The organism is Bacteroides oleiciplenus YIT 12058 (assembly GCF_000315485.1).
In the GTDB taxonomy this organism is placed as follows: Bacteria; Bacteroidota; Bacteroidia; order Bacteroidales; family Bacteroidaceae; genus Bacteroides; species Bacteroides oleiciplenus.
In genome coordinates, this window is the sequence record NZ_JH992940.1 from 659,954 (window position 1) to 681,203 (window position 21,250).

Sequence of the window (21,250 nt, forward strand, 5' to 3'; positions counted from 1 at the left end):
ATATCAGAAAACCCCTTGCAACCTGCAAGGAAGTTTCTTACATCTTCAGATACAACTTCAAAAGGTAGTTCTATCACAGGGCACCATCTTTTAGAAAGGATGTAAAAAGAAGAGTTGGGTAATTATTATATCTTATTTCCATATTATAAGAGTTTGTTGTGTCAATTTTATATGCTTATAATTCTCTATTGCCTAAATAAGTATCTATCAAAGAAAAACTATCACAGTTCTCATAAATTGTTCATTGCCGTTATGTGATTAAAACGGTTTGCTAAATGACAAAGATAGAAAATGAAAATGAGACCGAATGCTAAATGTAGAAATAAAGTAATAAATAAGCGATAAGCAATGATTGAGTAGTAAACGGTCAGATAAAACTATAAAAAAACTAGTGAAGCCAAAGTTACGTTACTATCCCGTTACTTTGGTTCAGTTAGCAAGAAGATTTAGCGGGCTTTTCAATACTCTGATTTACACGTTTACCCCAACAACAATTTCGACTACAAAAAATGACGATTATTCACCATTACGAAATATAATATATAAAAGATGCTTTTACTTAATGACTTTATAACTCAAACGTATATAAGAGTTCATTAGTGTTTCTGCCTTTTCCAACTGTAACACTCCTAGTTTATACAAGTCGGCAGATGTTCTGATGGATTCCCCATCAATAAGAGTAGGCGTATCACCCCCTCCTACAAGAATAGGAGCCACAATAATATCAACGTAATCAAATAATTTTTCTCGAAGAAACATTCCATTCAATGTACCACCTGTCTGTATCGTAATTCTATTGCATCCGAATTTTTGATAGAGATCTTTCATCATCTCATGCAAGTCAAGATTCTCATAATACAGAATATGCAAGTTATCTGCATTCATTGAGAAAGCTGGATGTTCACTATTCGATGTTACAAGAACAAAGTTTTTAGAATACTGGACAAAGTATTCAATCCCATGCAAAGTCAGATGATTATTATCTAAAAGAACAAAACTGACCATTGATCGTTTTGTCGGTAAAGGGCATTGATTCACACCCACTTTTTCCTGAACACGACCAGAATTAAGTGACCAAAGGTCAGTGGTTTTCTCTATTTCGTAATATTGGTATAACCCTTCCTTCACACCTTCAATACGAGGATAGTCTCTGTCAACATCCAATTCATCTACGGCACCTGTACTGATTTTACCATCAACAGACATCAACATAAAGAGTGTGGTAATTGGTTTTATTTTTCTAATATTGTTCATTTTATAATTGTTATTAGCATACTTGTCATTTCTAATTTATGCTTATAAATGGAATCCTAAATGCGAAGTTAATCAGTTTATTATCTGATTCTTCCCAATCAGCAAAGTCTTTGAGTAGTACAAATAGAATCTCTTGTTTCATTATTCGTTGTATTTTAGATAATTTATTTTAATCATTTATACCATGTTTATACGGGCAGACATTTCGGCATTGCCAGCAACGAAGTTCCAATACACCTTTTACGGTAATATAGCAAACTTTCCGGCATCCTTTTTGACTAAAATTGTTTTCGTCAGTGAGTGCTCCCGAAGGACAAAGATCGACGCATAGGTTGCAGTTGTTGCAAACCTGGTATGTCGCCAATGGATCGGGCTCTAATTCCAACGAGGTTACTACTGCCGTAAACCAAAGCAGATTCCCGTACTTATCATTGGTAAGCAGGTAGTTGCGAGCTATAACTCCAAGCCCGGCAAGTTCGGCAGCATGTTTAAGTGACACACGCGAGCGGAAATGTCCATCTACGAATTTACCGCTAAGAGAGACTATTGACACGGCTTTGTATTTGAGTCCTTTGAGTTCGGCTGCTACATCCGCAGCAACCTTATCCATCTTTTTAACTGCCTCATTGCGTATATCCGTATATGTTCGTATATCCTGTTCGAGAATATCTTTGGGTAAAACCATTCCAAGAGAGATGACCGACTTAGCCGTTGGCATAACATCGGTTGGGTGATATCCTTTCGGAGCATTTACAAACCGTTCGACCGAGGCAACTCCCACCAGATCAGCTCCAAACGAGCGACATAACTTTTTAATCTCTTTATTTGTCATTTTTTCAAGTGTTATTAGTTAATATTCTGTTACTTCTTATACCTTCGCTCTCCAGTCACTTCCGAAACAATGCTCTAGTTCCCCCAATAATTCTTTATTATCTATTCTTTTAGCAGTTGTATTATATCAAATAATCCCCAGTGCTATTGCGATAAAACTAGGACCATTGATTACCCCATGTAGAAATACTCCTGTCCATGTGTTCTGTGTCTTTTGTACCACATAAGGCTCTATATACAATAGCGGTAATAACATAACAAGTAGTTGCCAACCAAACGCTATATGAAAAATTGCCCAACCAGTGCCATGTAATATCCACGTTTTGTCTTCGAAAGTCTTTTCTTGCCGAGGTAACAACACACCTCTCCAAAAGAACTCTTCGCCTCCGATATTGAGCAACCAATATGGCAACCATGCAAGCAATAGCCAATATCTTCCCGGTGAAAGCGGATCCAAAGTCATAAACGACGGAGTATGGTTGAAATCCGAAAAAAGGACTTGCATCGCAATCATAATTCCACTTGTCAAGAGTCCGATTACCACCAACGCCAGAAGTGAATAACGCCAATCTCTACGAGTCATAGGTCTGAATCGTAGTCGCTCCACAAAGGTCTCTTTTGTGAATTTGCCCCCTTCTTTGCGAAGCATCATCACGCCGGCAATAATAAGTGGAGTGAAAACTCCAAGCCCTCCGCAAATAAACCAGAAGATAATGGACTCCAATCCGGCAACTTCCGAAAGAAACGGAAGGCACAAGTGGGTCATCACCCCCAAAAGCATGGCTGCCGATACGAATATCAGTGTCGATGGCATTAATCTCAATGGTTTCATTTGTATTCTATTGCTTATTATTTACAAAATTTCTTATTTTCAATCGACAGAATGTTCGGCAAAGAATAATCCTTTCCGATTCAAATCCAATTTCTTCATTTGGAGAATAATACAAGTCTCTTCGAAAGGAACGATAATCAAGAATGGTAATATAAACCATAGGAAAGAGAAGCTACCCATAAAAATATAAATAAAAGGAATACAGTATATTAATAAGCCTACAATTTTATTCCCGATAGTATGAATTGCACCAAGTTGATAGAACTTGCGGTACATAATCCCGATATTAGCTCCACGAAGTAAGGCTACAGGCATCAAAAATGGTATAAAGTCGGCTAATGCGTTAAAATCCCATAAACAAAGCATAATGATTACTACCGTATACATAATAAGATCTGCAAGAGAGTCTAGTTTTGCTCCCCTAGTACTTTGCAGGTTCATTCTACGTGCTACATAACCATCAAGTATATCACTAAGTCCACATAAGGAATAGAGTATCATAAATCCATAGTAGTTACTTACAAATAGTAATAGACTCAATGACAGTGGAATTCTAATTAGACTTAGTATATTAGGAATATATCTCATGCAAATATAATTTTTATCAAAGCTGGTTCTCATATAGTCAACCTCTGTAGCTACTTCGTTATTTGTCCCATACTCTACAACTCTATTTCATAAATACGTGATTGCTCTTCCCATGGATGATAACCATCTCCAATATATCGAAAACCATACTTCTCGTAATATCCAACATGAGTGGTGCTCAGATATAAACCCCTGAATCCAAATTTCCGAGCATCCTCTTTGGCTTTTTCTATAAGCATTTGCGCATAGTTATTACCCCTATGATTTTCGTCAATAAATAAGGCGCAGAGCCACGGATATAAATCCATTCGGCTGATAAAGTCATTGGTAATAAGTCCCGCACATCCGATAAATTCGCCCTCTTTTTCCAGGACGTACCACTGAGGCAGTGGATGTAGAGCATCTACACAATGGCTTATACAATCGCTATATAGAATTGGCACCATTTTGTTCCAACATTGCTGTAAATACGCTATAATTTGTTGGGTGTATTGAGGTTGTTCTCTTACTGATATTATATTCATAATGTTGTCTATTATAAGTTCCTTTTTCTATTTGCAGCAATTATAACTAATGCTTGCGGCAAAAACAGCCAAAAACCGGAAATCGGCTCTATGATACATCCAACCACAGCGAACGCCAAAATACAATATCCCAAAATCAGAGGTGCAGGTTTCTGCTCTTTTTTGATATAGCATTGGAGTGTTAGCCCCCAAAGAATAAGTATAATCCCACATACTAAAAACCAAAGGGCGAAAGCATGGCTGTAACTGTCATCTGTGGAGTTTATTAATCCATCTTTTATCATGTCCGTAAAGTCCTCTTTCCCAAGTAATAGTGCATATACTGTGTGGATTGCTCCTGTTATAACAAGAAATGTCCCACTGTATTTCCAAAGTTTCATATTTTTATTCATTGTCATAGATAATATTTTATTAATGTGCTTTTATAGTCTTTATTACTTTCTCTTTTTCTTATAGTTCTGATGGAGTTGTGTTTGCCAAATTTTTAGCTTCTTTTACAAAATGGGAAAAGTCGGTATATCCCAATTCGTCGTATAAATCATAACTACCATTTGCACGATAGTTCTTCAATGCAGTTTTAAAGCGTAAAGCTTTAAAGCATTGTTTGGGTGATATACCTAATACTTCTTTGAAATATCTATTGAGTGTAGGATTTGACACACCAACTTCCTTACTTACTGTGTTCAATTTGTAATTACGGTTATTATTGATATAGTAAATTGCTTTTATTACAGTATTGAGTTTGAAATCAGAACTAAAGATTTTCATATTACTTAAAAGCCAATTCTCTACAAACTGAACTCGCTCGGCAAAAGAGCTTTTCAATTTTAGTTCGTCTATTATTTTTTGATTTAGATACTTTTGCAGAGACAAATGATTATCCACCAAAGTTGAAATATCTTTAGACAAACAGGAGTACAAAACTCCCGGCTTGAATTTTATTGAAAATTCATGGGTTCCGGGAGCGTGTATTACAGTGATCGCTTTTGTTAAGCTACCAGATATCTTATCACCCGATGTATCAATTATACCATGTTTACGATGTACTTTGAATGTCTGACTACTATCGGAGATATAAATTGAAACTAAGATATTAGCATTGGGCAAAGCCACAAGTGAAAATGGAGTTATAGAATTGTTAGGAGTACATATTTCAAAATAATAATCAACAATATCCTTTAATTCAAAACAAGGATATTTAATCTCTACCTGTTCTTCATCTTCAAATATGACTTTACTCTTTACCATGTTTATTTAGTAAGGTGATATAATACCTGAATACCAAGCCCGAATGTCATCATTCGCTCTTTTTTGTTGGTTAATAGCTGTTGTGTCCAATCAAGCAATCCACCGTCAGCAATTTCAATAGTATTGCCGCCGATCACTATTTGCTGTTTTATTCTGAAACCATGGTAATAGTTATTATTATGTTCCGGTGCTATAACCAAGACCTCAAGATTACTATTCTTTTCCCGGACATACGATATTGATTCCATTATAAGCGGGCTTTGACTGTCATAACCTTTGCATGGAATAATCTCATAATATATTTTCTCCACACCGTAACTTTTACATATTTCATACGATGTAGTTAAATGTTTTAATAGTTCTTCTTTCTCAAAATTAAAGCTACCAGTATCTCTACCACATGAAATAAGGGCGAGAACAGTAAAATGAGGAGTGAAATTAGGATTATTAAATACCTGTGTCCTTATTACCCGTGAAATGTTGCTGTAATTATAGGTTTTGTTATCTAATTCTCCTTTTTTCTTTAACGATGCGTAATGTAATGCTATTGCATTCGTCGGGTCTGCCTGTACTTCTGTGTTTCTTAAAGAAGTAAGGACTTTTTTCTGATCTACTGTTGCTATAACACTATTTGTCCCAAACTGAGCGACCGGGGAAAGTTCTATGGGTTCAAATCCTCTATCTGCTATTAATTTATAACACCGTAATTCATTTTCTTTATATTCTAAAACATCTTCTAATAAGGCGGGCTTAACAAGCTTGTTGCCCTCATATTTACTTAGTAAAGACGAGGGAGTTTCCTGCTGAACACGCTTGTTAAAAACGTCCAGTAAAACAGTGTTCAGTTCTGACCCGCTTAATTCATCGGACAACACTTTAACTATATCCTGCAAATCTAATTTACTAATAATGTGATCGCCTATATCTTTTTTCATTTTTTCCTAATACTATATAAATGTTCATCAACTATTTGTCCCTCTTTTATAACTGAGGACTTAATAATGGCCTCCTTTTCAAAACCTGTTTTTTCCAAAACTTTCATTGAGCCTATATTATACTCGTAAATTTTCGCATAAATCCTCAATAAGTCAAGTTCTTCAAAAGCAAATTTTATCAATAACCTTACCACTTCGGTGGCATATCCTTTGCCCCAATAAGGTTCTCCAATCCAATATCCAATTTCTGCATTAATACGATATACGTCATACTGTGGTATTAGGCTGCAACAACCAACGAATGTATTATTCTCATATATCCCGAAAACATTTCCTAATGATCCATTTGTAGCTAAATCAAGAAATGTAGTAGCATCTTCAATCTTATAAGGATATGGAAAGGTATCCCCTAAGTTTACAGCGATAGCGTGATTATTTGCTAATTGCTGTATATCCTCAGGTGGAGTTAGGTTTATATTTTGTAATCGTATCATTTTAATGTACTTATTGTTTTTTGCAAAGGTAATCTCATATATCATATCAATAAGTGTAAAAATGAATCAATCTGCTAATTCTTTTTTAATAGCCTAATCACTAATCAAATTTGTTCTAATAGTTAATCCTGAATTTTATCTTTTAGTTCTTTTTTAAATTCTGATGGAATATCATTCCAATGTAAGTTTAATAGAGCTCCTTCTAAAGAATAGAGATAATAGCACACAGGTATAGTCTTTTCAGGATGTTGTTCACGTATCTTTATAAAAGCTTTGACAGATGTTGTTTCTGCAAGATCGGCTAAAGTGAATATACCAATTTCATTAAGGTATTTCTCGATAGTTGCACCTATGTTCTTCGCATTTCTTAAATTGTTGTCTATTTTTGATTCCATTTTTACTATGGATTACGTAATATATATCTTCTTTCTACAAATTCGGTAATATTTTATCATTTCGGCAATACTTATTCTACAATGATTCAATAGATCGCTTTAAACATCTAATCGGTACCCAACCTTCCTTGGTTGAATTTTCTTTTCGACACCATAACCAACCATTTAGGCATCTTGAGCCGATTACTATCTCGTCTTGATTTACTGGTAACTCATAAGCAGAATAGTCTTCTAATGCAATAGCTATTTGCCGTTCATTCGGTAAGGTCTCACATACGTTCAAAATTTGTATAGGTACCCAACCTGTCATTCCATTGCCCGCTATGCACCAAACCCAATTTACCCATTCTGGATCAGTTTCTTTTATAGCTAAATTGACTACAACTTTTTCATCTTTCTTTAATATAATAGGATTTTCATAGCTTTCAACCCATTTGCACACAACAATATATTTATCTAAATATTTCATTCTCTTGTTATTAAGTTGTTTTCAATAGTTGCTTTTATATTCTTAGCGATTTATTAAATTACTGTTTATATTTAACTTCATCTTTACTGGCTATTACATAAAGTATTGACAGTTGCTTTATGCTATGTAATTCCATGCCGCGAAGTTAAAACATAGAGTTTTTCAAAAATAGGAAAAATCGGACATTTTATTCAGTAGCGATCTTTGAGGGCGTTTTACCGTAAAATAATTTAAACTCTTTTATGAAATGAGTTTGGTCATAGTAACCAAAATCATAATATGATTTTTCGGATTTTATTAATTTAACTGAAGGGTCAATCTTTAAAAGATTTTGAAAACGAACAATTCGGCAAAAAGACTTGGCTGTATCTCCTATGTAAAAATTAAAAAGTCGTTGTAAATGACGACTACTTATTCCATCATTCAAATCTTTCTCAATAATAATCGATCCTTTGCTTTTTAAAATAGTTTCTAATGCACAGAAAAATCTATTATCAAAAGGTTTATCTATTTTATTAATGTGCTTAATAAAATAGATATTGAGTTCATCGCACAAATCCTGAAGGCATAAGCATCTATCTTTCGATTGTTGAATTACATTGTATATACGAGGTTGCACGGTATTTAAACGTTCGTAATGGTTGCTTAATTCTGACGCATCTATATTAAATAGTGACGGAAATATACCCGGAAGAAACCGTATTCCGAAATAATTGGATTCTTTATCAATGCCAATCTTCACAAAAGAATTGCAGTACCCCATAATATATGCTTCATCATGATTAGTACAGTTAAAAACGATATCAATACACCCATCGGAAACTACGCGATAATTGTATATATCATCTAATGGCTTAATAGTCTTCAGATTCCAATAACAATAAATAAAATCTTGTAGTTGTGCATCAGGTGGTAACTCGACATATGAGACCTCGCCATCAGTACCCATTACTGCTGGCTGAACTGGAGTATATAGACTTCTTATGTTGTATTCCAATTTCAATAATTTAGATTATCACTTTATAGCATCATAATTTGTTGCAATATAGTAAAATTCAAAGTATGCGCATATTGCTTGTCATGAAGATTTAAGTGTTATTTAGAAAACTGGCTCATAGAGACTGTAGTAATCCTATCCCAAAAGCACTAAATCGTTATAAAAGCATCCTATTTACTATACAAAAGCCGCAGTAAAATACTCCGATTTTCTTTTTCATATTAGATGAAGTAAACCCATGAAAACCGAAAGACAAGAATTCATCAATACTTCGCTTTAAAACACAATAATACCTAAAGAACAATCAAATATCAATCTAATTTGTTACTTTTGAAATAGCTTTTATATGAAAAATTGGCTCAAAATATTCAAAATAGACATTTCCAATGAGCAATTATTACCTTATGTCGATGAAGGGGTTCAAGCGGGATTTCCTTCACCGACACAATTATCATAAGTTTATGATAAAGCCGCAAGACTTGGAAATCCGGCCTTGATACCATCTCCGATATAAGTAACTTTACTAACATGCATCTCTTGCAAGTCATATATAGTAATTCCCTTTTTTCATTAATGATCTCCTGACACAAAATTAGGAAGAACTTTAGTTAAGTCATGCAAGGGAAAAATAATACTGATTTATAGTTAAGAGCACCCTTTAAATTATTAAAATTAAAAGAAGGCTATATATGGTAACCTTTTGCGTAATCTAATGTTTAACTTTGCACTTAAATAACAGGAAATTTATGAAAATCAATGCTGAAACAAAATATTGTCAGACGTGTGGAATACCCTTAGATATAGATTATACAAATCTTGAGGCAAACCAAAATACGGAATATTGCGACTATTGCTTGCATAACGGGGTTAAACTCTATGATTTCTCAATGGATTATCTCATTTATCTTTGGGGGCTTTTCCCCGAAGAATATTATAAAGAGACAGGAGTCAATCTCACTTCGGAAGAATTGAGAGCGGAAATGTCCAAACGGCTTCCGAATATCAAGAGGTGGAAACAAAAGATTAATACGGCTCATGTACAATATGATTTGATTATAAGAGTTCAGGAGTATATCAACCGCCATTTGTTTGACGACCTTGATTCCGACAAGCTATCCCATGTTGCAGGTATATCCAAATATTATTTTCGCAGGCTTTTCAAGGCTGTTTGTGGCGAAAATATGGGAATGTACATTCAACGACTGAGATTAGAGTACATTGCATTTAAGCTAATAACAACTGATGTAAGTGTCCCGGAACTTCTCAATCAAATCAATTATCAGAACAAACACACACTTTCGAGGGCATTCAAGAGTTATTTCAATTGTTCCATTCCGGAATTTCGCAAAAAGCATTCAAACGTCAATCCCGAAAGGAAAAATCCGATACGAATTGAACCAAGTATTGAAAAAATATCTGGTATCCGAATCGCATACTTGAAATTGGAAAGAACAAATAATGTCAGTTATAGCTACTCTGTTTTGTGGAAACAGTTGCTACAATTTTCCGAAAAACATGAATTATCTTCAAAAGGATTTAAATACGTGAGCTTGACTCTCGATTATCCGTATATCACGCCTGAAGAACAATGCCGTTTTATGATTGGGGTAACATTGCCGCAATCATTTGAAGCGCCGAAAGGCTTTGGCGTTTATGAAATTCATGCGGGAGAATATGCAATCTTTCGTTTCAAAGGGTTTTACCATGAACTGAATAAGGTGTATCGCCATATTTACCTTGACTGGTTGCCGACAAGCGATTATACCCTGCGGGAACAGCTCACCTTTGAGACTTACATCAACACTCCCCAAAAAACTCCGGCTTCGGAGCTTATAACAGATATTTATATCCCTATAACAAAAAAAGAAACATGAAATACTTAAACCAAGAGATAGAAAACGAATTAAAAAATCAAGGAGCAGAACTGATTCGCTTTGTCGGTATATCGCATTTAGACGAAAAGCAAAACAGACAACTCCCGAATGCCATTGTTTTTGCACTTCCGCTAACCGCAGAATATGTTAAAACGGTATTTAATATTCCCGACTACGTACAAGCACGGATAGCGAATAATTACAATTTCGACGATGATGAATATTCGCAAACCGAACATAAGGCGGGAGAAATAGCAGACGAATTAGCCAAGTTCATTAGCGGGAAAGGCTATAAAGCCATATCGCAATCCGATACAGGATTAGTGGCTGATGGGGTATTCAATTATGAAACAAAAGAATCAGTATTGCCTCACAAAACCGTTGCACTACTTGGCGGACTAGGGTGGATTGGGAAAAACAACCTGTTAATTACTCCTGAATATGGCGCAGCACAATGTCTCGGTACGGTTTTAACTGACGCCCCACTGGAAACGGTATTGCATGAGCCTTTATATCCCAAATGCGGAAATTGCATTACTTGTGTTAATATCTGCGAGAGAAAAGTTCTTAAAGGTAAGGTTTGGAGTTGCTCTGTTTCAAGGGATGAAATTGTTAACATACAGGGATGTAGCACCTGTTTGAAATGCCTTGTGCATTGTCCCAGAACACAGACATATATGAAGAGGAGTATTGTCTGAATCCTCACAGCAACAAAAGAAAAGAAACAAATAGGTCCATTACTGATGGCTGTCCTGTGTGAGTACCTCCCCCAAGCACTCTATGACTTTTCCCACACCCTTAAACGATGCTTTGCTGTATGCCACCCATTCTTTTTCCTTATAGTTCATTCGGCAAAGCTATGAGTTATATTCTATTTTTTTCAAAACAAAACATACCGTTACTTCTGTATTTATGTAATATAATTTAGCTCACTCTACATGTCTTAACAGCACGTGCATATTCACAATATGTATGTAATGATTATAAAATGTCTACTTAAGAATATAATTTTACTATATTATCTGATAACTATTCTTAATACAATAAATCTTATAAGAATGCTTATACGCGTATTAACCGTAACCTAAAGAAGGTTGCCGAAAGATTGTCGCTGAATATAAGATTAACGACTTATGTCGCAAAACTTTCATGGTCTACTATAGCTAAACAGAAAGGAGTGTCCATTGCAACCATCAGCGAAGAATTAGGGCATACTTCGGGAACAACAACATTAATCTATTTAAAAGAATCAGACCAGTCAGTTATTAATGAGGCAAATGATTTGATTTGTAGCATGTAGATTGGCGTTATTAATTTAAATGTTTTGTTTTTTTTCATTATCTTTATATCGAAAAACAATATATATCTTCTTAGAGAGTTACGTGTGATATAAAAAGCTAACTAATAGATAGTTATTAGCATTATAGGTCGATGTATAAAATCATATTATATTTTTTGCACCTTTCTATATCGAAAATATCTATAAATGAATAACATGGTAAAGAAAATGCAGAAACAAATATATTTATTAAAAAAACATGGAATTACTTTATATCGCAGAGCCTATTTCTTGTTATCATTATGCAAATGATGGACAAGCCGGATTTAAATATCTTGAAATCTCCCAAAAAGCATTCTTGAGTAATGAAATAGCACAATTCCATTACTTAGTGTTTGTCCTTAAAGGAAAACTGGAATTCTCCTGCGAACATTTCGATAAAAGAACGATTAACGCCGGAGAGTTTTTCTTTATTAGTAAAAATATGTGTTGTAGTTCTTGCGCTTTAGAGGATTCAAGAATCATCATTCATAAATATGCGCATATAGTTCATTTATGTGGCAAGTCCACTTTGATGGATTTAAATAAATACGCTCAAAAAGAGTACTTTTTTGCACCTTTATCTATTTGTCTCACCTTAAATATGTTTTTAGACTTAATGTTAGTGTATTTAAAATCCGGTGGAAATTGCATTCACTTGCATACAATAAAGCAGGAGGAGTTGTTTTGGATACTGCGTGTCAATTATGAGAAAGAAACATTAGCCAATCTTTTCCATTCAATTATAGGAAACTCATTGAATTTCAGAAATAAGGTTTTTGATTTTTATAAGTTGGCAGGGACCGCACAAGAACTTGCAAAATTGTGTGGCTATTCTCGCCAACAGTTTAACAAGTTATTTCTAAATGAATTTGGCGTACCTCCATATACATGGATGCAAAAGCAAGTAATGATACATATTAAATCTCGTCTTGCGGATAAGGATATCAAACTAAATGAGATTGTAGATGAATTTAATTTATCCTCTCTTTCGCATCTGACCCGCTTATGCAAAAAGCATTTTGAAAAAACTCCGCTTGCGTTACGGAATGAAATAATATCTAAGCAGGAAGAGTCTTATATATCCAAAATTCGCTCATAGTAGTCAAATTGGTAATTTAAACAGCAATATAGATAGCAGTTTACAGAAACAAAATATCTTATTTTGCACCATAATCCTTACTTAACAAGGGTTATGGTGCGTTTTTTTAGGAACATATCTGATTTCAGAACTGTAACTCTCTAAAAGAGAGAGATTAAAATAAAGCCTCAAACAAAACACTATATATGGATAGATATAAAAAGATTAAAGTCTGCACACTCTTCTTTGTGCTCTTTCTTACAAAAAGCTTCCTTGTCAATGCGCAAGACATAGCTATAAAAACAAACTTGTTGTATGGTGGGGTCATGCAGACTCCAAACGTAGGTGTAGAATGGGGTATTTCTCCCAAACTGACTCTTGATTTATGGGGAGCATACAATCCTTTTCCATTGAGTCAAAATGGGCATGGGGTAAGTAACCGCAAAATGAAGCACTGGCTGGTTCAACCTGAACTCCGGTATTGGCTATGCGAATCCTTTAACGGACATTTTTTCGGTGTGCATACATTCTACGGAGAATATAATATGGGGGGTATTCGTTATCTTGGACTTAGCGATTACCGACGCCAGGGGAATGTAGTGGGAGCTGGATTGAGTTATGGTTATCAATGGCTTCTTTCGCCTCGCTGGAGTTTAGAAGCAATGTTGGGTGTAGGATATGCACATCTTAACTATGATGTGTACCCCTGCAAAGAATGTGGTAAACGCATCCGAAAAGAGAATCATAACTATTTAGGTCCTACACGTGCCGCAGTTTCTATCATTTACATAATTAAATAATATAAAGATGAGGAAATATCTGATTATATTAATTCTCTGTCTGAACATAAGTACTATTTCAGCACAGTGGCAACACGAACAAGTTGCTGTTGAAAAAGTCATCGCAACTAAAGACGAAAACGGGCAAGTCCTGCTGGAATTTAGCTTGTCGGTTCCTGCAAAGACGCTTGGCGCAAATGATATATTGATAATGACCCCGGTTTTGATAACGAGAGATGGAGACGAACAATATCCCCTTTCTCCCATATATGCCTATGGCCGTGTCAGTGCTTTGAGTGCCCGTCGCAAACAGATACTTGATAAAGCAACAGGTGATACTCACGTCTCAATTTACAATAAAGACACGTTAGTTTATTCTTCTACATTTGCTTATCAGTCCTGGATGCAGGCTGCCACTCTTGTTATGCGCAGTCGGCTCCGGAACTGTTGCAAGGAACGTGAATTGTCGGTTCGCGAACTGTACACCTGCTCTTTTGCAGGAGAGCTACCCGTGGAAAAACCACAGGTTGTCATAGCGCCGAAACAACCGCCGGTCACTTTGGGTATCACTGAACGTCTGGCACAAACCGAAAACTTTGTAGAATCTATAGAGAACTATATCCCCCAACAGAAAATAGTAGTAGGGGAACAGGAAAAAGCTCAAATAATATTTTTTAAATGGGATAAAGCAGAGATAGATCGTGAGTACTTGGACAATGAAAAAGTATTGCGTCATGTGATAGATGTAACCCGCCAAATACATAATGACCCGGAAGCGGAAATAGTACATATTGTGTTACTGGGACTTTCGTCTCCTGAAGGACGCTATGTGTATAACGTAAAACTGGCAGGACTTCGCTGCGAAGCAATGAAACAATACATTCTCAGTCATATATCGCTTCCCGACAGTTGCTTTGAACTGGTAAACGGTGGCGAAGGATGGGATGAGCTGCGCTATCAGGTCGAAAAATCAGAAATGTCTGATAAAAAAGAAATTATACGCATCATAGATGATATACCGATTCTGCATGGACGTGAAACACACTTGATGAAACTGAATAAGGGAATACCATACCGGTATATGAAAGAACATTTTTTTCCAGAGCTACGTCGTGCCGGGTATATAAAGGTATATTATCGCAAGAAAGAATCCCAATAACATAAACTGAATCAGATAGATAAATAATTAGAATTACTTTAATTTTGAATGTAACAAAAATGAGAAAAAACAATTTATTAGTTGGTGCCTTTACAATGGTAACATTGGTGTTAACCGCCTGTAGTAACGAAGAATTACCCACAGAAAATCCGGGTAGTAATAATGGAAACACCGAAGTAGTGGAAGGTGTGTCTACTTATGCGCGTTTCTCTTTCAAAATGGATGGTGTGAAGCACACACGTGCTACTGCCGACGAAGAGAAAGGTGTGAAGAATATCCATGTGTATGTATTTGCTAATGGAGTTTTTGAAACTTCCACTCCTCCTAATGGTGGTGTCACCGCTAATAGTGATGGAGTATTTCACAGCGAAGTGATGAAACTGACTTCCGGTCAGAAAACAATCCTGATAGTTGCCAATAAAGGTAACGATTGGTATCCGACACCGACTGCAGGCACAACACTTGCTGCATTTCAAAATCAGTTAATGGAATTATATACCACTCCGGGACGTCTTGCTCATGGAGAGGCAGCTATTGCCCGTGCAGGTGAAGGATATAAGAACCTGCAAGGTACGGACGTTCCGGCAGATAATGGTTTTTTAATGAGTAATCTGTTGTCCAAGTCCAGCTTTACCTTGCAACCGGGTATCTCCCAGGCTGATGCTGAAAGAAACAATTATGATGGCTTAGATCCTGCCAAATTCAATCATTTCGATATTTCCCTTTATCGTACAACAGCCAAGTTGCAAACGACTTATGCAGATGCGGATGCATTGGTTTATATGGCAGTGCAGGGTAATGATTTATCGAAGAAAGTAACAGTCGGTACTCTGAAAGAACCTAAATTCACTGTTCGCAATTTACCGAAACAGGTATATCTCTTCCAGCATGGAAATACGGACAGTCCACTGCTGACTCCACTGTATAGCTCGACAAATATAACTTCAAAGTGGGCGGATTTTGAAGTGTTTGACGAAGTAAATACACCGGATCTTGAGGTCGTGGCACAAGCTGCAACACCTAACAGTATATATATACCGGAAAATGCCAATGCAACACCTGTTATCGGGAATACTTCTTATGTACTTGTAAAGGGGAAATTTGAGCCGAACAGAGACTTGGTGATTACGGATGTGAACGATAAAGGCGAGTATGTGTATGGATTTAAGGGTACTTCCGATGAGATTGCTATATTCATGTATGCTCCTGCCTGGGGTTCTGAAATTTATGCTGTACCGTTGTCTGTTACCGAAGAGAGTGACCGCCTGAAACATGGTATGAATACGACATTGAAGACCTATTTAGTTAAAAGTGGCTTGAAAGAGTATATTGGTAAGGATGCTGTAACGCCTTTATTTGATCCTAACACAGGTAAAAATACTTATTATAGCATAGCTATCGGTACTGATGACGGTATTTATAAAACCTGTGTTATCTCTAAAAATGTTCAGAATGATGACAAGAGCGGTTATGATAAAACCGTCGTAGAGACAGTGAAATATCTGCAATATGTTAATGGGGTAACTCATTATCGTATCAACATACAGGATAATTCATACCTGGAAAATAATAACTTACGTTATTCGGTTACCCGCAACAACCTGTATAAAGTGAATGTGAAGTCAATTTCAGGTATTGGATACCCGAACGAACCTGATGTCACAGTGGACCCGGAAACTCCGATCAGCCAACAAACGCATATGCAGGCTCATATCACTGTTGAAGAATGGAAAGAGGTGAATCAGGAAGCTGATTTGAACTAATAATAGAATGTTAAAGAAGTCTCTTCTCCGGAGTTACGCCCGGAGAAGAACTTTCTCAAAATCATAAATTAAGAAATAAGATGCATTTCAAATTTACAATATTGTACCGGTATGCCGGAATAGCCGTACTCCTATGGATGTTGTCATGGCTTGCTGCGGGATGTGTAAAAGAGGATTTTTCCGGTTGCCCTACAGGTTCTTACTCTATTGCATTTGAGTATGTGAATCATACCGACACAGAACATTCCAATCGTTTCTGTACTGATGTACATAGAGTTGATTTATATGTGTTCGATTCAACCGGATACTTTGTGAAATGCATTACCAATAGCGAAGCTCCTTTTACAGAGGACTTTCGTATTGAACCGGAACTTCCTGAAGGTAACTATACGCTGGTAGCTTGGGGAAACCTGTCTGATGAAGTAATAGTAAAACCTGCTTTTGTGAGTGGAAAAACGACCATTGAAGAAGGGTTACTTTCACTAAAAGCTATTGAAAATCAAAGCGTGGATAAAAAGTTGACCCCTGTCTTTCACGCAATCAAAGAAATAACAGTGGATGAGTCTATTGACAAGACCGATATCCTTTCACTTATGAAAAATGAAAACCGGCTGAATCTGACAGTCAAGTGGTTTGAACAAAGCGGAATACCATGTATTCATGCCTGTGCGGACGGTGTACGTATCCGCGTGGTCGACCCTAAAGGGGCGACTTATAAATTTGACAATTCCGTAGTTGCTTCGGGCAACGAACTGATATATTATCCCCATCAAACCATCATCAATGACAACCACAATGAACGGGCAGAGGATTTCTCATTGATGCGTCTGATAGAGGGAGAAGAACTGACTTTGCTGGTAGAACGTCCGATGGAAGACGGAAGCGTAAAGGAACTCTATCGTTCCAACTTGGTCAGTCTGATTCGGGAGCATCCATATACCCGTATTCAAGAAGACCTCGACCGGCGCGATTATTACGAGATAGAACTTTCACTGGTAGATGATTTGGACGGCAATACGGATACATTTATGCAGGCAGCCATTACGGTAGCCGGATGGAAAATCATATTGCAGGACACCGGAATGTAGTATCACATTTAACATAGAAGAACATGAAAATAAAGTATTTATCGGAATTGGGCTTGATACCGCTGCTGTTATGGTTGATGACCGCCTGTACCACTGATTTGGAACACCCCTTGGATGAGAAGGGACAGGACAGTGGAACGGAGATTCCCATCAATATATTGCCTAAACTTTCCGTAGGGCTGGACACGCGGTTATCGAAGTTGCGTGTTATCATCTTTTCCACACGCAACTCCAAACCTTATGATCCCAAAGTATTGATAAGTAACGAATTGGTAGATGTGAATAAAGACTATACGACCATTACTTATGCGGGTTACAATGATATCTATGTAATCGGTAACGAGCCTGTGGATCTTTCGGGCGTGAAGTCACCGGACGATTTGAAAACCATCCGTATGAACGCTGAAAGTAGTCCGACTACTGTGCTCTACAAGCAGTTACTCAATGTGAGGGTGAAAAGTAAAGATGAAATATATCTGGATGGAGAAACTTCGTCCGTATCGAAGTTGGAGATAAAACTACAGCATGTCATGGCAAAATTGAGTGTTGATTTCGATTTGAGCACGGAGGTCATGGAAGGTGGGACAACGTCTACAGGAGTGCATCTTGATTTTGAATCGATGGAGATAGCTTATATTCCTAAATCCATCGGTTTAATCCCGCAGAAATATGACTCGGATCAAGGCTATCTGGATAATCTTAGTTTTTCTTTAAAGAATACAAGTACTATAGCGAATCGTTTCACGTGGTTTTCCGGTGAAATCTATTTACCGGAGCATTTGATAGGGAATAATGACTATAGAACGATACTTCGCATTAAGGGGAAGGCAAATAGCGTAACTCATATCTACACTTTGCCTGTCGGTGACGCGATGAACTCTGTTGACTCTCATTCTACAGAGTGGAACGTTACTCGTAACCGTCATTATAAGTTGACTATCCGAGCTATCACCGGATATGGCGAAGAATTGCTTGAAGCCAGTGCAAGAGTTGCCGGTTGGTCGGAGATAAACGTGCCGATAGAAATACCGGGGGCAGGTTTTATTGCATTGAGTTCGCGTGAGATTGATGTTAAGTCTATCCGCTTCTTTACTTATACACGTTTTGTCTGTAGTGATGAAGTGGTAGTCAAGCTTCCGAATGGAGTGACGCTTGACAATCAGCTAAGCATGGACATAGAGTATGATGATGAAACTAAAAGAAGTGGCCGGATAGGTTTTAAAAAGGGGAACTGGAACACCGGTGCGGATATTACATATACTGCTACACTAATGTCGGGAATGGCTTCGGTTAAGTTGGATCTGAAACTTTTTAAGAGAGAAATCTCTTCTTCGCAACAAGGTAAGACTAATTGGGCGTATGCCATGGGATATCCAGGCTCTGCCAATACGACTAACGTTGGTATTTATAATGCAGCCTTATATAGAAAGCAGGCTAACCCCACAGGATGCAATGCCTATTATGTAGGCGCAAAAGACGATCCGGTTAGAGGACAGGGTTGTTGGAGACTTGCAACGATTGCGGAGAATCAGGCGAGTGGTGGACTAATTCTATGGTGTATTGAAGAAGTTAGTGCAAAAAATGCTTATTTAGCAGGACAAAGTTATTTCGGGAATATCTCGAAAGAAAGCTCTTATCCATACTATTGTGTACTTGATGTCCGTCCGCCTGAACTTTCAGATTTTATAGTCTCGGATGTAGACATAAAGGATATTTCGAAAGACGAAGCCCCACAAGTCTGTACTGCGATGGGAAGTGGTTGGAGGCTTCCTACAGGAAAGGAAACGGACTATGTGTTTAAGTATGCGGGAACCAACGGACTGCCGAACAATTTCTTTTCTGACAGCTATTGGGGTAAAGAAAACGATACACTTATTGTAGCTACTATCCCCGATCCGGATGGGAGCGAGACAACAGATGACTTAAGAAATCAGACACATACGGTGCGTTGTGTAAAATCACGTTATTAAGGATATGAAGTATAATATGAGATATATAGGGCTAATTTGGATATTCTTTTCCGTTTGTCTGTTAGCTTGTGTGGACGAGACGTCCGAGGTTACCGGAGGAAAGTCCGGTGAACTGGAACAGGTTGTGTTAAAACTGAATGTACAAGAGGAATCATTAGTCCGAACCCGTGCAGTAACTGAACCTGATGACACGGAAAAAATAGGAAGTATAGACTTTTTCATTTTTAATGCTGCCGGACAAGTGGTTGTGCACGAGCAGCCTGCTGTGGAATGGACGGGAACAGAATACAAGATGACGGTGGGTATTCCCTCAGCTTCCGGTGAGCATACACTCTATATGGTTGCTAACTATCCGATGGATAAGAGAACCATAAAAACATTGCAGGACTTGGAAAATCAAGTGAGTACAAGTGGGGAAGCGTCCGTATCTCCCCTATTTGTTATGGCTACACAAAAAATAACACTTTCCGCTCTTAATGCCACTATTATCAGCAATGCCTTGAGTAGTAATGGAGTTGACGGAATAATTAATCTGAAACGGAATGTGGCAAAGTTTAGTGTCGGAGTGACGGCAGTTAATTTTAAACTGAATTACGTAGAGTGGAAGAACTGCCCGACATCAGCACCTCTATTGCTTGAAAAAAGTTATGTAAGTCCTGAAACAAAGTCGGTGATCGGTTCGTCTACCGAATCGTCTCCGGATTATCTTTATCGAATACAGAATATAGGAACGGATGTTCATAAAGGTTTTCATGTGTTGGTAGGTGGAGAATATACGGCAAAAGACGGAAACACTACGACAGGATATTATAAACTCCGCTTATATACAGTAGACGGGAGTGGTGTAAAAACTCCGCTGACTTCCATTGACGGTAACAATTATTATAAACTTGATATCCGTAGTGTTTCGGGAACAGGTGCCGATTCGCCGGGAAAGGCGGAAATGAATGGCTTTTCGAATGATATGGAAGCATTTACTATTTTGGACTTTACGGGTAGTACGACTTACCGGGAAACATATCTACAGAATGGTTATCAACTGGGATTCACCAATTCGTCTTGGAAAATATATGATAGTGAGCGTTTAAATTATTATCCGATAGGAAACTTTTACCGTACTATCCGTGATGCTTCTTTAAAGAATAATACGACACTTGATCCTGATTATCCAGATAAAGATCGAGGAGTGGTGATTGCCAGAGAAAAGTGGACTAGTCCTCTAATTACCGGAATGAAGCAATGTACCGATACTCCGAACAGTCCTATAGAAATGGAGTTATTTTTCGTCGATTCGGCCGGTATGGAAGGGAAGGAATATAGATTTACCAGTGTTATTCAATATGGTGTTCTACAAAAAAGTATTACCATAGATCGTTATCCTTCTGTGAATAGTACATATTCGGTACTTGCAATGCCCAATACGAGTTATGGTGAAGTGGTGCTCGGTTCTTCTTGGGTTGGTCTTGCGGCCCAGCGTCACGAGGGGACAACTCTTTACAAGCAATTGGATTCGGATAACAACTATATTTTCATCCATGTATTGGCTAATAATACGGGATCATCTCGTACAGCTACCGTACAGCTATTTGGAAATAATGGATACAGTCAAATCATTATTCGACAAGAAGCAAACTAAAACAATCAGAAGGGG

Annotated in this window: 21 protein-coding genes; 9 read left to right on the forward strand and 12 right to left on the reverse strand. The window is 37.2% G+C overall.

Going from position 1 to position 21,250, the window contains the following annotated elements:
- Positions 1-555: 555 nt before the first annotated feature.
- The 12 genes from HMPREF9447_RS02650 to HMPREF9447_RS02705 form a co-directional block, all read right to left on the reverse strand.
- Entirely contained in the window at positions 556-1,254 is a 699-nt protein-coding gene (locus HMPREF9447_RS02650; RefSeq protein WP_009127815.1) for a dihydrofolate reductase family protein, read from the reverse strand.
- A gap of 169 nt (positions 1,255-1,423) precedes the next feature.
- The gene (locus HMPREF9447_RS02655) at positions 1,424-2,086 is read right to left on the reverse strand and encodes an epoxyqueuosine reductase (protein WP_009127818.1); all 663 of its coding nucleotides are present in this window, start codon (positions 2,084-2,086) and stop codon (positions 1,424-1,426) included.
- Positions 2,087-2,212: 126 nt separating this feature from the next.
- Positions 2,213-2,899: a CPBP family intramembrane glutamic endopeptidase gene (locus HMPREF9447_RS02660; RefSeq protein WP_244267572.1), complete on the reverse strand. Its 687-nt coding sequence runs from the start codon at positions 2,897-2,899 to the stop codon at positions 2,213-2,215.
- 57 nt (positions 2,900-2,956) lie between these two features.
- Complete coding sequence (locus HMPREF9447_RS02665) at positions 2,957-3,505, reverse strand: CDP-alcohol phosphatidyltransferase family protein (RefSeq protein WP_008777580.1); 549 nt, start codon at positions 3,503-3,505, stop codon at positions 2,957-2,959.
- 74 nt (positions 3,506-3,579) lie between these two features.
- The gene (locus HMPREF9447_RS02670) at positions 3,580-4,029 is read right to left on the reverse strand and encodes a GNAT family N-acetyltransferase (RefSeq protein ID WP_009127822.1); all 450 of its coding nucleotides are present in this window, start codon (positions 4,027-4,029) and stop codon (positions 3,580-3,582) included.
- Positions 4,030-4,040: 11 nt separating this feature from the next.
- On the reverse strand, positions 4,041-4,409 hold the full coding sequence (locus tag HMPREF9447_RS02675; protein ID WP_044137658.1) for a DUF6463 family protein: 369 nt from the start codon (positions 4,407-4,409) through the stop codon (positions 4,041-4,043).
- A 70-nt stretch (positions 4,410-4,479) separates the two neighbouring features.
- Positions 4,480-5,277: a helix-turn-helix domain-containing protein gene (locus HMPREF9447_RS02680; protein WP_009127826.1), complete on the reverse strand. Its 798-nt coding sequence runs from the start codon at positions 5,275-5,277 to the stop codon at positions 4,480-4,482.
- Between the two features lie 2 nt (positions 5,278-5,279).
- On the reverse strand, positions 5,280-6,212 hold the full coding sequence (locus HMPREF9447_RS02685) for a hypothetical protein (RefSeq protein WP_009127827.1): 933 nt from the start codon (positions 6,210-6,212) through the stop codon (positions 5,280-5,282).
- Positions 6,209-6,751, reverse strand: coding sequence for a GNAT family N-acetyltransferase (locus HMPREF9447_RS02690; RefSeq protein WP_081589741.1), 543 nt, complete (start codon positions 6,749-6,751; stop codon positions 6,209-6,211). The genes HMPREF9447_RS02685 and HMPREF9447_RS02690 overlap by 4 nt, the downstream gene beginning before the upstream one ends.
- A gap of 77 nt (positions 6,752-6,828) precedes the next feature.
- Positions 6,829-7,101 (reverse strand): TfoX/Sxy family protein, encoded by a 273-nt coding sequence (locus tag HMPREF9447_RS02695; protein WP_009127833.1) that lies wholly within the window; start codon positions 7,099-7,101, stop codon positions 6,829-6,831.
- A gap of 76 nt (positions 7,102-7,177) precedes the next feature.
- Positions 7,178-7,570 (reverse strand): SH3 domain-containing protein, encoded by a 393-nt coding sequence (locus HMPREF9447_RS02700; RefSeq protein ID WP_009127836.1) that lies wholly within the window; start codon positions 7,568-7,570, stop codon positions 7,178-7,180.
- A gap of 187 nt (positions 7,571-7,757) precedes the next feature.
- Positions 7,758-8,567 (reverse strand): helix-turn-helix domain-containing protein, encoded by an 810-nt coding sequence (locus HMPREF9447_RS02705; RefSeq protein ID WP_244267573.1) that lies wholly within the window; start codon positions 8,565-8,567, stop codon positions 7,758-7,760.
- A 746-nt stretch (positions 8,568-9,313) separates the two neighbouring features.
- On the opposite strand from HMPREF9447_RS02705, the gene HMPREF9447_RS02710 reads away from it, so the two are divergent.
- From HMPREF9447_RS02710 to HMPREF9447_RS02750, 9 genes are all read left to right on the forward strand, one after another.
- On the forward strand, positions 9,314-10,441 hold the full coding sequence (locus HMPREF9447_RS02710; protein WP_009127840.1) for a GyrI-like domain-containing protein: 1,128 nt from the start codon (positions 9,314-9,316) through the stop codon (positions 10,439-10,441).
- Complete coding sequence (locus HMPREF9447_RS02715; RefSeq protein ID WP_009127842.1) at positions 10,438-11,139, forward strand: epoxyqueuosine reductase; 702 nt, start codon at positions 10,438-10,440, stop codon at positions 11,137-11,139. Before HMPREF9447_RS02710 ends, HMPREF9447_RS02715 begins: the two co-directional genes overlap by 4 nt.
- A gap of 840 nt (positions 11,140-11,979) precedes the next feature.
- Complete coding sequence (locus HMPREF9447_RS02720; RefSeq protein WP_009127844.1) at positions 11,980-12,861, forward strand: AraC family transcriptional regulator; 882 nt, start codon at positions 11,980-11,982, stop codon at positions 12,859-12,861.
- Positions 12,862-13,046: 185 nt separating this feature from the next.
- Positions 13,047-13,640: a DUF3575 domain-containing protein gene (locus HMPREF9447_RS02725; protein ID WP_009127846.1), complete on the forward strand. Its 594-nt coding sequence runs from the start codon at positions 13,047-13,049 to the stop codon at positions 13,638-13,640.
- A 7-nt stretch (positions 13,641-13,647) separates the two neighbouring features.
- A complete protein-coding gene (locus HMPREF9447_RS02730) occupies positions 13,648-14,778 on the forward strand; it encodes a DUF3868 domain-containing protein (protein ID WP_009127847.1) in 1,131 nt (376 codons plus the stop codon).
- 59 nt (positions 14,779-14,837) lie between these two features.
- Positions 14,838-16,541 carry an Mfa1 family fimbria major subunit gene (locus tag HMPREF9447_RS02735; protein WP_009127849.1) on the forward strand — a complete coding sequence of 568 codons (1,704 nt, stop codon included), beginning with the start codon at positions 14,838-14,840 and terminating at the stop codon, positions 16,539-16,541.
- A gap of 80 nt (positions 16,542-16,621) precedes the next feature.
- On the forward strand, positions 16,622-17,629 hold the full coding sequence (locus HMPREF9447_RS02740; protein WP_009127852.1) for a FimB/Mfa2 family fimbrial subunit: 1,008 nt from the start codon (positions 16,622-16,624) through the stop codon (positions 17,627-17,629).
- Positions 17,630-17,652: 23 nt separating this feature from the next.
- Positions 17,653-19,599, forward strand: a complete 1,947-nt coding sequence (locus tag HMPREF9447_RS02745; RefSeq protein ID WP_009127854.1) for a hypothetical protein — start codon at positions 17,653-17,655, stop codon at positions 19,597-19,599.
- Positions 19,600-19,615: 16 nt separating this feature from the next.
- Positions 19,616-21,235: a fimbrial protein gene (locus HMPREF9447_RS02750; RefSeq protein ID WP_208860734.1), complete on the forward strand. Its 1,620-nt coding sequence runs from the start codon at positions 19,616-19,618 to the stop codon at positions 21,233-21,235.
- Positions 21,236-21,250: the final 15 nt, after the last annotated feature.

Excerpts from the sequence above, each read along its gene's own strand:
- HMPREF9447_RS02650 (WP_009127815.1), bottom strand. The coding sequence starts at position 1,254 with ATGAACAATATTAGAAAAATAAAACCAATTACCACACTCTTTATGTTG.
- HMPREF9447_RS02655 (WP_009127818.1), bottom strand. The coding sequence starts at position 2,086 with ATGACAAATAAAGAGATTAAAAAGTTATGTCGCTCGTTTGGAGCTGAT.
- HMPREF9447_RS02660 (WP_244267572.1), bottom strand. The coding sequence starts at position 2,899 with ATGCCATCGACACTGATATTCGTATCGGCAGCCATGCTTTTGGGGGTG.
- HMPREF9447_RS02665 (WP_008777580.1), bottom strand. The coding sequence starts at position 3,505 with ATGAGATATATTCCTAATATACTAAGTCTAATTAGAATTCCACTGTCA.
- HMPREF9447_RS02670 (WP_009127822.1), bottom strand. The coding sequence starts at position 4,029 with ATGAATATAATATCAGTAAGAGAACAACCTCAATACACCCAACAAATT.
- HMPREF9447_RS02675 (WP_044137658.1), bottom strand. The coding sequence starts at position 4,409 with ATGAAACTTTGGAAATACAGTGGGACATTTCTTGTTATAACAGGAGCA.
- HMPREF9447_RS02680 (WP_009127826.1), bottom strand. The coding sequence starts at position 5,277 with ATGGTAAAGAGTAAAGTCATATTTGAAGATGAAGAACAGGTAGAGATT.
- HMPREF9447_RS02685 (WP_009127827.1), bottom strand. The coding sequence starts at position 6,212 with ATGAAAAAAGATATAGGCGATCACATTATTAGTAAATTAGATTTGCAG.
- HMPREF9447_RS02690 (WP_081589741.1), bottom strand. The coding sequence starts at position 6,751 with ATGATATATGAGATTACCTTTGCAAAAAACAATAAGTACATTAAAATG.
- HMPREF9447_RS02695 (WP_009127833.1), bottom strand. The coding sequence starts at position 7,101 with ATGGAATCAAAAATAGACAACAATTTAAGAAATGCGAAGAACATAGGT.
- HMPREF9447_RS02700 (WP_009127836.1), bottom strand. The coding sequence starts at position 7,570 with ATGAAATATTTAGATAAATATATTGTTGTGTGCAAATGGGTTGAAAGC.
- HMPREF9447_RS02710 (WP_009127840.1), top strand. The coding sequence starts at position 9,314 with ATGAAAATCAATGCTGAAACAAAATATTGTCAGACGTGTGGAATACCC.
- HMPREF9447_RS02715 (WP_009127842.1), top strand. The coding sequence starts at position 10,438 with ATGAAATACTTAAACCAAGAGATAGAAAACGAATTAAAAAATCAAGGA.
- HMPREF9447_RS02720 (WP_009127844.1), top strand. The coding sequence starts at position 11,980 with ATGGAATTACTTTATATCGCAGAGCCTATTTCTTGTTATCATTATGCA.
- HMPREF9447_RS02725 (WP_009127846.1), top strand. The coding sequence starts at position 13,047 with ATGGATAGATATAAAAAGATTAAAGTCTGCACACTCTTCTTTGTGCTC.
- HMPREF9447_RS02730 (WP_009127847.1), top strand. The coding sequence starts at position 13,648 with ATGAGGAAATATCTGATTATATTAATTCTCTGTCTGAACATAAGTACT.
- HMPREF9447_RS02735 (WP_009127849.1), top strand. The coding sequence starts at position 14,838 with ATGAGAAAAAACAATTTATTAGTTGGTGCCTTTACAATGGTAACATTG.
- HMPREF9447_RS02740 (WP_009127852.1), top strand. The coding sequence starts at position 16,622 with ATGCATTTCAAATTTACAATATTGTACCGGTATGCCGGAATAGCCGTA.
- HMPREF9447_RS02745 (WP_009127854.1), top strand. The coding sequence starts at position 17,653 with ATGAAAATAAAGTATTTATCGGAATTGGGCTTGATACCGCTGCTGTTA.
- HMPREF9447_RS02750 (WP_208860734.1), top strand. The coding sequence starts at position 19,616 with ATGAGATATATAGGGCTAATTTGGATATTCTTTTCCGTTTGTCTGTTA.